This is a genomic window from Nostoc sp. (genome assembly GCF_036917775.1).
Classification (GTDB): Bacteria; Cyanobacteriota; Cyanobacteriia; order Cyanobacteriales; family Nostocaceae; genus Nostoc.
Genome location: NZ_JBALEQ010000020.1, coordinates 1 through 14,412, shown reverse-complemented (window position 1 = coordinate 14,412; position 14,412 = coordinate 1). Strand labels below are relative to the sequence as shown.

The 14,412-nt window shown below is 43.2% G+C and carries 9 protein-coding genes; 1 reads left to right on the top strand and 8 read right to left on the bottom strand.

What is annotated here, in order from left to right; all coding sequences use genetic code 11:
• Positions 1-76 precede the first annotated feature (76 nt).
• From nifD to V7K69_RS02680, 8 genes are all read right to left on the bottom strand, one after another.
• Positions 77-1,519 (bottom strand): nitrogenase molybdenum-iron protein alpha chain, encoded by a 1,443-nt coding sequence (gene nifD / locus V7K69_RS02715; protein ID WP_335031190.1) that lies wholly within the window; start codon positions 1,517-1,519, stop codon positions 77-79.
• Between the two features lie 169 nt (positions 1,520-1,688).
• Positions 1,689-2,570, bottom strand: coding sequence for a nitrogenase iron protein (gene nifH / locus V7K69_RS02710; protein ID WP_179064204.1), 882 nt, complete (start codon positions 2,568-2,570; stop codon positions 1,689-1,691).
• Between the two features lie 349 nt (positions 2,571-2,919).
• Positions 2,920-3,276, bottom strand: coding sequence for a globin domain-containing protein (locus tag V7K69_RS02705; protein WP_118163828.1), 357 nt, complete (start codon positions 3,274-3,276; stop codon positions 2,920-2,922).
• A 265-nt stretch (positions 3,277-3,541) separates the two neighbouring features.
• Positions 3,542-4,441 carry a Fe-S cluster assembly protein NifU gene (gene nifU, locus V7K69_RS02700; RefSeq protein WP_094349931.1) on the bottom strand — a complete coding sequence of 300 codons (900 nt, stop codon included), beginning with the start codon at positions 4,439-4,441 and terminating at the stop codon, positions 3,542-3,544.
• Positions 4,442-4,539: 98 nt separating this feature from the next.
• On the bottom strand, positions 4,540-5,748 hold the full coding sequence (nifS, locus tag V7K69_RS02695; RefSeq protein WP_335031187.1) for a cysteine desulfurase NifS: 1,209 nt from the start codon (positions 5,746-5,748) through the stop codon (positions 4,540-4,542).
• Between the two features lie 34 nt (positions 5,749-5,782).
• The gene (locus V7K69_RS02690; RefSeq protein WP_335031185.1) at positions 5,783-6,139 is read right to left on the bottom strand and encodes a 4Fe-4S binding protein; all 357 of its coding nucleotides are present in this window, start codon (positions 6,137-6,139) and stop codon (positions 5,783-5,785) included.
• A 99-nt stretch (positions 6,140-6,238) separates the two neighbouring features.
• The gene (gene nifB / locus V7K69_RS02685; protein WP_335031224.1) at positions 6,239-7,690 is read right to left on the bottom strand and encodes a nitrogenase cofactor biosynthesis protein NifB; all 1,452 of its coding nucleotides are present in this window, start codon (positions 7,688-7,690) and stop codon (positions 6,239-6,241) included.
• Positions 7,691-8,744: 1,054 nt separating this feature from the next.
• The gene (locus V7K69_RS02680; RefSeq protein ID WP_335031182.1) at positions 8,745-10,340 is read right to left on the bottom strand and encodes a PQQ-dependent sugar dehydrogenase; all 1,596 of its coding nucleotides are present in this window, start codon (positions 10,338-10,340) and stop codon (positions 8,745-8,747) included.
• A gap of 839 nt (positions 10,341-11,179) precedes the next feature.
• On the opposite strand from V7K69_RS02680, the gene V7K69_RS02675 reads away from it, so the two are divergent.
• The coding region (locus tag V7K69_RS02675) for a HEAT repeat domain-containing protein (protein ID WP_335031180.1) at positions 11,180-14,412 on the top strand (3,233 nt) is incomplete at its 3' end.

Genomic DNA, 14,412 nt, shown 5'->3' with positions numbered 1-14,412 from the left:
AAAACGAGACTGCATAAGAATTATATTGTATGAAGGATAAAAACAGATTGTTCTTAGATAACCCTGCAACGGGCATTTAGGCTAGAAATAGGCTCTTTTTTCTCTCAACGCGAAAAAACCTTGCATTATATGATGTTGAAGAGCGATCGCTAGGTTCGGAGTAATCCCAAGAGTGCATTTGACGGAAAGGAAGACCCATCTTTTGGAAAACGTACTTCTCTTTCACACCAGAAGCAACTAGGTCAGGCTTCAGCGCTTTGATAAATTCCTCGAATTCGTAAGCGGTAACGTCGTCATAAACGATGGTGCCGTTTTCGATGTAGTGAGTGGTACGTTTGTAATCGTCATTATGAGCGAACTCATAACCTGTACCAATCATCTTCATGCCCAAGTCTTGGAAAGCTGGGACAACGTGGCGAGGACGTAGACCACCAACCATGATGGCAACGGTCTTACCTTCCAAACGGGGGCGGTACTTAGCAACTACCGCATCCATTGTGGGCTGATACTTGGCGATAACTTTCTCAGCGTTTGCTTGGATTGTTTCGTCAAACTTAGAAGCGATTTCCCGTAAAGATTCAGCAATCTTGGTGGGGCCGAAGAAGTTGTATTCCAACCAGGGTATACCATAAGCTTCTTCCATGTGACGGCTGATGTAGTTCATCGACCGGTAACAGTGGATGAGGTTCATCTTCACATTGGGGGTCATCAACATTTCGTTGATGGTGCCATCACCTGACCACTGAGCGACTACGCGCAAGCCGATTTCTTCTAACAGGATGCGGCTAGCCCAAGCATCTCCACCGATGTTGTAGTCACCAATGATGGCTACATCATAAGGAGTACCTTCAAACTTGAGTGTACCGTCTTTTTTCGCTTGGTCGGATCTGGTGAATACCCAGTCACGAACCATGTCGTTAGCAATGTGGTGTCCCAAAGATTGGGAAACACCCCGGAAGCCTTCGCAACGCACAGGTACAACTGGCTTGCCGATTTCTTTCGATGTCTTCCGAGCAACTGCTTCGATATCATCCCCAATTAGACCGATGGGGCATTCAGATTGAATGGAAACACCACGGTTGAGTGGGAAAAGTACATCAAGTTCTTGGATGAGCTTGACAAGTTTCTTGTCACCACCAAACACGATATCTCTTTCTTGGAAGTCAGAGGTGAAGTGCATGGTACCAAAGGTATCAATACCTGTGGTGCCGATGTAGTAGTTACGACGACCAGACCAAGACCAGTAACCGCAACCTACAGGCCCGTGGCTGATGTGGATCATGTCCTTAATAGGACCCCAAACCACACCTTTAGAACCGGCGTAAGCACAACCACGAGCGGTCATTACCCCAGGAAGGGATTTGATGTTAGATTTAACGCCGCAATCGGACTTACCTTCTTCGTATACACTTAAGTGCTTTTCGCGCTTTTTAGCAGCTTTGTCTGGGTACGCACTGAGAACTTCTTTAATTAGTTCTTTTCTTTCTTCGATGATGTTTTGATTTTCTGGAGGTGTCATATTTAGCCTCTGTGACTCGTAAGGATCGGGGCATAGGGGGACTAGGAGTCCCCTCTAAGAATTAGGGGGGAGATGCAAAAGAGAGAGGAAAAGGTAAGATATGGAACTCTTCCTTTTTCCTTGTGCTAAATCGTTATTTCTTAGCAGTTACTACTTGACTACAGGAGCTTTATTCAGCAGCAGTCTGAGCAACTAACTTAGCAGTATTTTCTTCGCTTTCGAGAATACCGAATTCAATCAACAATTCTTCTAGTTCTTCCATTTCGATGGGTGTAGGAATAGCCAGGTTTTTGTTGTTGATGATCTTGGTAGCCAATGTCCGATATTCGTTAGCTTGGTTGCTTTCTGGTGCGTACTCGTTAACGGTCATGCGGCGCAATTCAGCGTGTTGAACAATGTTGTCACGTGGTACGTAGTGAATCATTTGGGTGTTCAACCGTTTTGCCAAGGTTTCGATCAATTCGATTTCTCGGTCTGTGTTACGGCTGTTACAAATCAAACCACCCAAACGCACGCCACCGGTGTGAGCATACTTAAGAACACCGCGAGCGATGTTGTTAGCAGCATACATCGCCATCATTTCACCAGATGTCACGATGTAGATTTCTTGTGCCTTACCTTCGCGGATAGGCATTGCGAAACCACCACATACAACGTCACCTAATACGTCGTAAGATACGAAGTCTAGGTCTTGGTAAGCACCATTTTCTTCTAAGAAGTTGATGGCGGTGATAATACCACGACCAGCGCAACCTACGCCGGGTTCTGGCCCACCAGATTCTACGCAACGAACGTTACGGAAACCGGTTAACATTACTTCTTCGAGTTCGATATCTTCTACTGCACCACGTTCTGCGGCGAGGTGAAGAACGGTTGTTTGAGCTTTGCTGTGCAGCATCAAACGGGTGGAGTCAGCTTTAGGGTCGCAACCGACGATGAGGATGCGTTGACCCATTTCTGCCATAGCTGCCAAGGTATTTTGAGAGGTGGTAGATTTACCAATACCGCCTTTACCGTAGAAAGCTATCTGTCTAATGTTTTCTTCTGTCATTGTTCGTGTTTCCCTGCAATTGGTTGGTTGGTGGGTCTGTGCGTTTGTCAGTTGCGTTCACGCCAGTTGAGCGACAGTAGTGAGCGCGTGTAGAGCATCGTTGGTAGCGTTGGCATAAATGCCTGCTGGGGGCGATCGCTCCACAGCCCAAGTTATTGAAAGTAAGTACATTGATCGTCCTCGTTAAAATTTTTTTCTTTTGGTTGTTTGTCCTTTGTCCTTTGTCATTTGTTTTGACAAAGAACAAAGAAAATTACGCAATTTACAAATACGTCATAATGTGTTTCAGCTTGCAAGATTCCATAGGACTTGATGTTGTTATTTGTCAACAATCAATGCATAAGTCCTATTACTTGTTCAAAATAGCGCCCTTCATGTTTGTGACGCGATCTAGTGCAGCTTTGGTGTTTTCTGCTGACACTCCACGCACAGCCATTGCTTCACCGAGATGCTTGGCGATCGCATCGAAGTGTGGTTGCTGTAAATTCAATCCTGCGTGGGTTTTGTCCATTGGACGACCGCCGTATTGCTTTGGCCCTTCAAATATTTGAGCTAAGAAAGCAACTAGATGATTGCGTTGCTTCGCCATGTCTGTACCAGCAAAAACGGGAGCGAGGAGGCTGTCTGTGGCAATCCGTTTGTGGAGTTCATCTACTACTTGTTCAATAGCCGGTTGTCCACCAATATTGTCGTACAATGTGCTCATACTTGTCTCCTTTGAAGCGAGTTGGATGATGAAATTTGCAAGTAGGCGCTTAATCTCTTGGCCTATATGCTGTTAGCCGTCATAGTGGTAGGACTGATACCAATTCGTAATACTTCGACTACGCTCAGTACAAGTTCGTAATTAAGAAAGAATTGGTATGAAGCATCGAGTGGAGACAATGATTCGGTTCAAATCCTACTTTCTGTTCCTGGCTGAAGGCATATTAGGGCGTATTTGTAGAGTACGATAAGTCCTACAGCAATTCCTAAACTGCTTCGACTACAAGGCTCTTGCTGACACGATCTTGTAATCTGGCTTCGATCGCAATTTTGAGAGTTGCTGTACTACTAGAACAGGAACCACAAGCACCTTGCAGCACAACTTTAACGCGATCGCCTTCTACATCATAGAGTTCTACATCTCCCCCGTCTGCAATCAGTACGGGTCTGACTTCTTCATCAAGAACCTTTTGAATGAGAGCAATCTTTTGGACGTTTGTTAGCGCTCGTTCCTTAGATGTAACAATTTCTGTGGCAACTTTTACGCCGTAATTGTTGAGAGCAGGTGAGGCGTATTCCTGTTGAACTGATCTAATAATATCATCAATGTTCGCCAGACAGGAACCGCATCCGCCACCAGCTTTCACATAATTTGTTACTTGCTCGGCATCCGTGAGATGATTTTCTAGAATCACGCGACGAATTTTAGATTCGCTGATGCCAAAGCAACTGCAAACTAATGCACCTTCATCGTCATCATCGTGGGTAGCTAGAGGTATGCCACGATAATTATAGATAGCGGCTTCTAGCGCTTCTTGTCCCATCACAGAGCAGTGCATCTTTGCTTCTGGTAAACCACCCAGGTAATCTGCAATGTCTTTGTTGGACACTTTCAGGGCTTCATCTAAGGTTAAACCTTTAACCATTTCGGTTAATGCACTAGAAGATGCGATCGCACTAGTACAACCAAAGGTTTGAAACCGAGCATCTAGAATCTTATCAGATTCTACTTCCACTTTCAGGTGCAATCTCAGAGCATCACCGCAAGCAATGCTGCCGATTTCACCCGTTGCAACCTTAACTCCAGCTTCGCCCGTTTCTTCAATTTCTCCCTGATTTTTGGGATCGTAAAACAGTTCTAATACTTTATCGGTGTAGTCCCACATATTATTAAGTGCTGAGTAATGAGTGCTGAGTGCTGAGTGGGGAGTGGGGAGTAGTAAATTCTTTATTCCCTATTCCTTACTCCCTACTCCCTAATTAATTAACGATGCGCTAGTGCTTGTTCTTGTCCTTGCAACCAACCTGCATCATCATTTTTGAAGGGAGAGAGGGCGCGTAAACGTTCTACAATACTGGGCATTACCTCTATGACTTGATCGATTTCGGCTTCTGTGGTGTAGCGACAAAGACTGAAGCGAATTGAACCATGCAAAGTTGTGTAGGGTAAGCCCATTGCCCGCAGGACGTGGGAGGGTTCTAAAGAACCGGAGGTACAAGCAGAACCGGATGATGCACAGATACCGTATTTGTTCAATAACAGTAGGATTGCTTCACCTTCGATGTACTTGAAGCCGATATTGGTTGTGTTTGGCAATCTCTGCGTAACGTCGCCATTAACTACACAATCGGGAATTTTAGCTAGTAAAGTTTGTTCGAGGCGATCGCGCAGCTTTCTTTCTCTTGCAGTCGCTTCTTCCAAGTGTAACAGTTCTAGTTCCGTAGCTTTGCCCAAGGCGATAATTGCTGGAACATTCTCTGTTCCCGCTCTCCGTCCGCGTTCTTGGTGTCCCCCAATCATGAAGGGACGGAACCGAACCCCACGGCGGATATATAAAGCACCAATTCCTTTCGGCCCGTGTAGCTTGTGACCAGACAGAGTTAACATATCCACGGTGCTAGTCTTCATATTCAAGGGAATTTTTCCCACTGCTTGCACCGCATCTACATGGAAGATAGCGCCAGATTCTTTGACGCGCAACCCAATTTGCTCAATCGGGAAAACCGTGCCGGTTTCGTTATTCGCATACATAATTGTCACCAAGGCGGTGTTACCCGTCAAGGAAGCTTCTAGTTCATCTAGATCGAGCTGCCCTTGATTATTTACTGATAAATAGGTAACACTATAACCTTGGGTTTCTAATTGTTTGCAGACATTGAGTACTGCTGGATGTTCAACTTGGGTAGTGACGATATGTCGCTTTTCTGGTTGTGCTAACAGTGCGGCTCGAATCGCCGCGTTATCTCCCTCAGTTCCACAACTTGTGTAGACAATTTCAGACTCATCGGCTCCCAGGATGGCTGCAAGTTGTTCTCTTGCGGTTCTCACTGCTTTACCGACTTGCCCACCAAAGGTATGCATACTGGAGGGATTGCCGTAATAATCTGTGAGGTAAGGTAGCATTACCTCTATAACTTCTGGGTCTACCTTAGTGGTAGCATTATTATCAAGATAGATGCAGTTATTTTGCATTGTTGTCTTCAATTACAAATTAGGAATTATTTAATTAAGATTCAGATCCCATTGTTTGGGATTGACGCTTTTGCAACTGCTCAGAGTATTTCTGAGAATAGGTTTTAAACCAACGTTCCCAGTAATCTTGTTTATTTGTTAATTTAGCAACTACGTGATTGTAATTGGTAAACCAGCCTTCCCAATAATCGCTAGGCTGCTTAACGCAACCGTCGCAGGTGGGACAACCAGCTTTACACTGAGGCACGGTATGAATGCTACCAACGCAGTTTGTACAAAGTTCAGGGTCAATCCAGTGCTGTCCATCAACCACTTTAATTGCATTTGTCGGACATACCGTTAGACAGAGATTGCAGGAAATACACTGGCTAGTAAGAATTTTGTAAGCCATGATTTATTCTCCTTTTGGGTGCGGGGAGTGGGGAGTGGTGAGTGGTGGTGAGTGGGGAGTGGTGAATATTAAAATTCCCTACTCCCTACTCCCTATTCCCTATTCCCTATTCTCTAATTCCTTAACGTATTGCTCGTAGAACTCTAAAGCAACCTTTTCAATTACGTCGTAAGCTTCAACAGTCTTGATTCCAGCTTCTTGCAATTTTTCTTGAGGACAGTTACCAATCTTGGAAACTAAAACTGCTTTGCAATCTGCGATCGCTTTCATAATATGCTCAAAAGAAGCTTCTTCGCTGTATCCACCTTGGCAGTACTGGTCAATTTTGCGATGACCGATAAAGCGAACTTCGTTTCCACCCACTTCGTAAATTTGGAATTCTTTCGCATGACCGAAGTGTTGGTTAACTAATCCGCCGCCTTTGGTTGCTACTGCAACTAAAACTTTCGGACTATTGGCAACTTTCTTGCCAGCTAGCGCTTTATCTTTGGCTACTTTAAGTTCTTCTTTAAACTTCTCAATTCCTTCGTGAACAGTAGCGCGTTGTTCCATGTCATATTCGGGAGCCATTTCCAAGAATTTCTCTTTGGAAAACTCTTGACTGCGGTCTTCTCCCAACAATCCGACTGCATCGGCACGACACTGGCGACAGTGACGCATCATTTTCATGTTACCAGAGCAGTTGTCTTGAACTTCTTTGAGTTCTTTGGGTGTGGGGCCGCGTTGACCGGTTAAACCGAAGTGTGTGCCATGTTCTGGTGCAGAAATCAATGGCATGATGTTGTGCAAGAATGCACCTTTCTCACGGATGACTCGATTCACTTCGACTAAGTGATGGTCATTAATTCCGGGAATCATCACGGAGTTGACTTTGCACAAGATGTCAGCATCTTTCAGGGCTTGCAATCCTTCCATCTGTCTTTCGTGGAGGATTCTCGCGCCTTCAATACCTCTGTAACGCTTGCGTCTGTAGTGAACCCAAGGATAAATCTTAGCACCGATCTCTGGATCTACCATGTTAATGGTAATCGTCACGTGATCTATATTTAATTGTTTAATGCGATCGATGTAGTCTGGCAGCATTAAACCATTGGTTGATAAGCAAAGCTTGATGTCTGGTGCTTGTGCTGCAATCAACTCAAATGTGCGGAAGGTTTTTTCTGGGTTTGCCAATGGGTCGCCAGGGCCGGCAATTCCCACAACTGTCATTTGCGGAATCTTACCACCAATGACCAAAGCTTTGTGTGCGGCTTCTTCTGGTGTTAGCAATTCGCTAACTACTCCAGGACGGCTTTCGTTAGCGCAATCATATTTGCGGTTGCAATAGTTGCATTGGATGTTGCAAGCTGGTGCAACTGCAACGTGCATCCGGGCGTAGTGGTGATGAGCGTCTTCGCTGTAGCAGGGATGTTTCGCAATGCGTTCTTGGAGCTTTTCGTCCCTTTCCACGGTGGTGCTGGTGGTGCTATCGCAGCCGCAACCACCTGATTTTGCTTGGGTTGGCGATTCCGTAGCGTTGGAGTTGAGGAGTCGTGTAGACGGTGATGTCATTGAATTTCGCAAAAGGTCGGTGGACTTGGCTGCCACTGTGGGAGATGCTGTTGCTACTCTTTCATGCCCAGAATTGAAGTCGCGTCTTCCACACTGCCTGCAAACCCTTGGGTGAGGGCGACTTGTTTTCAAGTCAGACAGGCGATAGATATCTGATGTTCGGCTGGTGTGTGTCAACGTTCGGTTCTTGGGTAGAATTGGTGCTTACAGCCGCGACTTCTCTTCACTTCAGGCATGGTGCTATATCATCCCTCCACTCACTTTTCGCTTTGTTTTGTTTCAGAGCGTTAAGTGATTGGCGATAAAAGATTTATATCAGCCGTCTTGAAGCTAGGCGATATGTCTATCTAGGATAGAATTTATTGGATTTATTACTTTTGTACTCAGATACTAAAAAACCTAATTCTTCAAGCATTACAAGAATTAAAAAAGTTTTTTTCGGGTAGGGGTTCTAGTATTTTTTGGTTGGGGTTCTAGTGTTTATAGATAGGGGTTCAGGATTTCTTTGTACTCAGTCAAAACCCAATCCCAGCAAGGAATTTAATCTACTTGTAACTGGGTTTGGGTTATTTAAATGTGTACTCAGATTACCCTCAAATTCCATCAAAAGCAGTAAATGCCAAGGGTTTGAGGGTGAAAAACTGGAGTAGTCTATATCGTTCTACTCCAGAAACGTGCGAAATTCAATTCTGTATCTAACATATCATTTTTTTCAGGGTAAAAATGCAATTCATATTTATTTAATTTTTGCTTTGACAATGATATTCAATTGTGGTTCTAAGTCTTATCTGATAAGCGATATGAGGCAACGGAAATAGATATATTGCTGCACATAATTTTCAAAAAACTTAACTTTTAACTCCTTTTTTTTCATTCCCGCAATGAGGAGATGGGTAGGAAACTGTCGGATTTTGTGTTTAAGAGAAACAACAAACTATAATCTAACATGATTGAGCGATCGCAATGAATTTTCTGAATTGCTCACTACAAACCTTAGCAAAAAACCCCCTTCCCGTGTTGGGAAGGGGGAAAATTTCAAATCCGGCGAGTGGTGCTACTTGACCTCTATAAACGAGATTATGTTATCGAAGTCAGCCCCAACGGATTTATAATCACCAGCGCTAAACTCACGGCATCGACCACCAGTTTCATTTTGGCAGACACGTATAACGGTACCTGATGGTACACTTAACGAGCTAATAGCGTCATTTCCCACAACCTTTAAGTCACCTTGGTTGGCTTTGTATACTCCTGGAGTTGTGGGAAATGACTGGGAAGAACCAGCAAAATTAGCATCTCTGTAGACCTTAACCACCTTTGCTGACGGCGTGTAGGAGAGCTTGTAGATGGTGCCGCTATAATCATCCGAAATTAACAAACTACCTTGTTGATCGACTACCATATCTACGGGTCGCCCCCAGATTTCTTGTGTTGCTGGAATTAGCCAACCGTTGACTAAATCCATCTCCTGCTCTGGAGCCTTTGTGCTATTGTTCCAGGGAAAGTAAGCTATTTTGTAGCCCGTTTTCTTCTGTCTATTCCATGAACCATGCAGCCCCGCCACTGCCCCATTTGAGTACAGGCTAGGAAAGTTGGTATTTTGTAAGAATGTTAGTCCCAAGGGAGCGGAATGGGCTTGGATACCCTTGTTAATCCTGTCCATTGCATTGCAATTAACCTTGCCATTAGCATTGAACTGATAATCGCGGTCAAAGGGCATATTGTTCACGCCATTTGAAGTATCAGGATTGGGGTTGCAAAATGGCCAACCGTAGTTACCGCCATCTCGGACTCGTGTAAACTCCTCTGGTGGATGGTTATCCACGTAGGAAGGGATAATCTTACCGTAATTGCCACTGCCATCGTTGAAGGGATAGGCAATGTTATCTCGATTATTAACAACTACCCAAAGGTCATTTGTGTTAGGCACAAATGCTAATCCTTCGGCATTGCGTAAGCCTTGGGCAAACAGCCGCCGATTGCTTCCATCTGCGTTGTACTGGTAAACTGCACCACGCACTGGGTTACTAACAGTATCTTCCTTACAGGCATTGCAGGTAGAGGCAATGGACACATACAGTTTGTGATTGGCATCAAGAGCGATGTTTTTCAGTTCGTGACCATAAGCGCCTTTAAGTTCAGATGTGCTGCTGTCTGGTAAACCAGTTACAACAATTTGACGATTTTTTGCGGTTAAGTCTCCAGAGTTGTAGATAAAGCGGTTGATTTGATGAGTTTCAGAGATATAAACGTATGTGGTGTTGTTTATCTTATGAAACACAATGTCGTGTGGCTTGCGTAGACCCGTTACGAAGTCAGAAATAATTGGGTCTTTGCTGCCATTTGGCCGGACAATTAGTACTTTATTCGCACTGGGTTGTGATACTAGAAGATCCCCATTGGGAGCAACTGCCAGAAAGCGAGCTTTGCTAATGCGAGCATAAACAGCGATGGAGAAGTTGGGGGGTATTTTCAAGTAACGGTTAATATTGAAAGGTGCATAGTTCATGCTACTAGGCACTTTCAGCTTGGTTTCAACAGAGGCAGCAGGCGGTTGAGCCAACGCTGCGGGCGAAAAAACCTCTAAGGATAAACTAGCAACTGAAGGGATCAAACTAAGTAGCGACGCAGATAATATACGTCTGAGCATTGGTATTTGGTTTAGGGAAAACATAACCATTCTTAACTTTTCTCTAGCCTGGTAGTGATGTATCTGACACGTAACTCTCGGCTAGCCGATTTTTCCGAGAGCCAAAACAAAGATTACCCAGGGTACTTGTTTTTGAAAACACTTCTTAAAATATCTTTATGTAGTACATATACTGATATTTTTTATAACTCAGCAAAAATGTGTGAACCAAAAGTTACAAAAAAAGGCATAGCGATCGCTCTTTCCAACTAAAAAAGTCATCAAAACCAACGGAATTATCATCATTGCATATAGCCAAAAAACCTTGTACAGAGAGCTTGCAGCGTTATTCCCTATCAATAAGCCAAATTGGTATTTGAAAAACCATAACGCTCAAAACTTGGTTTTTCTTAAAAAATTGATTGAACCTGGTAAAATCCGTTTGGTAATTGAGCGCACATATCCGTTGGTATAATTAGCGGCAGCTTGTGGTTATAGCTGGAGTAATTGTGCAGTGGGGAAAATTGCATAGGTGCAGTTAGCAATTAATCTAAAAAACCAAGGTGAAACCTAACCCCTTTCAAGACGCGGGAAAGGAGAAAATTCAAAGTTTCTCTCCTTTTAGGAGAGAGATTTAGAGAGCAATACAGTTCAGATAAGACCAAAACACTTGTAGAGACGGCGATTTATCGCGTCTCGAAAACCCAAGATTTTTGCCAGTCGCCCTTAACCCAAGCGTATTGATTTAGAGAGAGGTTCTTCATATACCTGTGATATTTCTGCAATTACCCTGAAATCTGGAAACATTACTCTAGCTAGTGGATATACTCGTAATCAATATCTCAACAGAAGCGAGTATTATGCTGGACTGGTTAGCTATGTGGGGTGTAACTCAGGCCGCCGGGTTGATTTTTAAACCCATTTTGGAAGACTTAGCCAAGGATGCTGCTAAAGATTGGGCTAAAGATTTATTAAAAGGCATCCCTGGCAAGATTTTCCAGAAACTTAAGAAGGAAGACATAGAAATCGCTGCTGGTAAAGCCTTAAAGGAATTTTTGCAACTCATGCAGCAGCAGTTAAAGGTTCGTTGCAAACTTGCTGAAACTGAGATTAAAGAGTACACCAAAGATATCAAAAAATTTATCAGCGATAAGTCGGTTACAGAAATTCTTGGTCAGGCTTTTGATATTAATTGTGAATCTCTAGACGCTAAAACCCTAGAAGATAGTTGGAACAGGTTGCAATTAAAACCTCTGCCATCTAAGTTTAACTGGCAATCAATTACAGAACAGTATTTAACACAAGTCCAAGAACTTCTTTTAGATTCAAAAGAATTACACCATATCCTAGAATTACAAAATTTATCTGATATTGAAATAAATACTAAAGAAATTGCTGGTGTTGTTCCAGAGTTTAATTTAATTAAATATCAAGAAGGAATTTGTGAACGCTATGGCAATCTCAAGTTAGATAGCTTAGATACTAGCGGCTATGCCTATAACGAACTGAAATTATGGCGGATTTTTACTGCTCAAAATGTCCGGGAAACTCATCAAGTTTTAGCACAAGTTCACGAACTGCCTAAAGAACATCTTAGACGGCTGCGAGAAAGTGACCAAGTAGAAGCAGAAGTTGAATTAGAAGAATTAGAACGCCACAAACGAGTTTATTTTGAACAGCCGATACGTTCAGTTTTAGATGTGGTCAATAAAAAGCAAGATTATAAATATATTGTGATTTTAGGCGATCCTGGTTCAGGTAAGTCTACATTCTTGCAATTTCTGGCTTTGAATTGGGCAGAGTCTCCACTGGATAATGTTATATCATTACCAATTCCGTTGCTAATTGAATTACGCACTTATATGCGGCGACGGGAAGATAAAGAGTGCAATAATTTTCTAGAATTTTTTCATCAATGTAGTGGTGCTGTTCATCATCTCAATCAGCTCGAACTAGATAAAAAATTAAAAGCTGGTAATGCCTTAGTGATGTTTGATGGTTTGGATGAGGTATTTGATCCTGGTAAGCGAGAGGATGTAATTACTGATATTCATCGCTTTACTAATGACTATCCTGATGTGCAGGTAATTGTCACTTCTCGGATTATTGGCTATAAACCGCAACGATTGCTTAATGCTGAGTTTCGCCACTTTATATTACAAGATTTAGACTCAGAACAAATTCAGGATTTTATCTACCGTTGGCATGAGTTAACTTTTACCGATGCAGTTGATAAAGTGAGAAAACGGGAACGGCTACAAAGAGGAATTCAAGCTTCCAAATCTATTGCAGAATTGGCGGGAAATCCTCTGCTGTTGACGATGATGGCAATTCTTAATCGGAATCAAGAGTTACCAAGAGATAGAGCTACACTTTACGATCAAGCATCGCGGGTGTTGCTGCATCAATGGGATGTGGAACGCGCTTTGACAGAAGATCAGAGGTTAGATCCCAAGACGATTGATTATAAAGATAAGCAAGCAATGCTGCGTCAGGTTGCTTATATTATGCAAACTGGTGAGAAAGGTTTGGCTGGTAATTTGATTAATGAAAATGATTTAGTCAAAGTTCTGACTGATTATCTCAAAACCATAGAATTTGATAAACCCAGAGATGCTGCGCGGGTGATGATTAATCAACTGCGGACTCGCAACTTTATGTTATGTTTCGTGGGTGCGGATTATTATGCTTTTGTGCATCGGACATTTTTAGAATATTTCTGTGCTTGGGAGTTTGTCTGGCAGTTTAAAGAAACGCAAACGCTGACTCTTGAGGAACTTAAGAATGAAGTTTTTGGCAAACACTGGCAAGATGAAAGTTGGCATGAAGTCTTGCTGCTAATTGCGGGAATGATTGAGCCAAGATTTGTTGGGGAGATTATTGATTATTTAATGGTGCAAGATGGCGAAGAGGAAAAGTTTGTCAATCTCTTTTTAGCGGCTAAGTGTCTTGTAGAGGTGAGAAACCGCTCAGTAATTGCGTTAACGGCTAATAAATTGCTTAATCAGTTAAAAGATTTAACTAAATATGACCTCTGGTACTATTACAACCTCTATCAGGATAAAGAAGAAACTCAGCTAGTTCAGGAAATTTACGCTCAAGCAGTCACAGCAATTGCAACAACTTGGCAAGAATCTCTCGACACCAAAACCTGGCTCAAAGAACGCGCTACCCAGGATGATAACCAGATTGTGCGAGGTGCAGCAGTCAAAGAATTAGCGAATCACTTCAAAGATGATCCTGACACCAAATCCATCCTCAAACAACGCGCTACTCAGGATGATGGATATTTTGTGCGATATCTAGCATTCAGACTATTAGCGTACAACTTCAAAGATGACCCCGACACCAAATCCATCCTCAAACAACGCGCTACACAGGATGATAACCAGATTGTGCGAGGTGTAGCAGTCAGAGAATTAGCGTACAACTTCAAAGATGACCCCGACACCAAATCCATCCTCAAACAACGCGCTACCCAGGATGATAACCAGATTGTGCGATGTGTAGCATTCAAACTATTAGCGTACAACTTCAAAGATGACCCCGACACCAAATCCATCCTCAAACAACGCGCTACCCAGGATGATAGCTGGAATGTGCAACGTGCAGCAGTCCAAGAATTAGCGAAGAACTTCAAAGATGACCCCGACACCAAAACTTGGCTCAAAGAACGTGCTACCCAGGATGATAACGAAGATGTGGGAGGTGCAGCAGTCGAAGAATTAGCAAAGAACTTCAAAGATGACTCCGACATCAAAACCTGGCTCAAAGAACGCGCTACTCAGGATGATCACAATTATGTGCGAGGTGCAGCAGTCCAAGAATTAGCAAAGAACTTCAAAGATGACCCCGACACCAAATCCATCCTCAAAGGACACGCTACCCAGGATGATTACGAAAATGTGCGACGTGTAGCAGTCAGAGAATTAGCGAATCACTTCAAAGATGACCCCGACACCAAATCTATCCTCAAAGGACGCGCTACCCAGGATGATAACTGGAATGTGCGACGTGCAGCAGTCGAAGAATTAGCGAATCACTTCAAAGATGACCCCGACACCAAATCTATCCTCAAAGAACGCGCTACCCA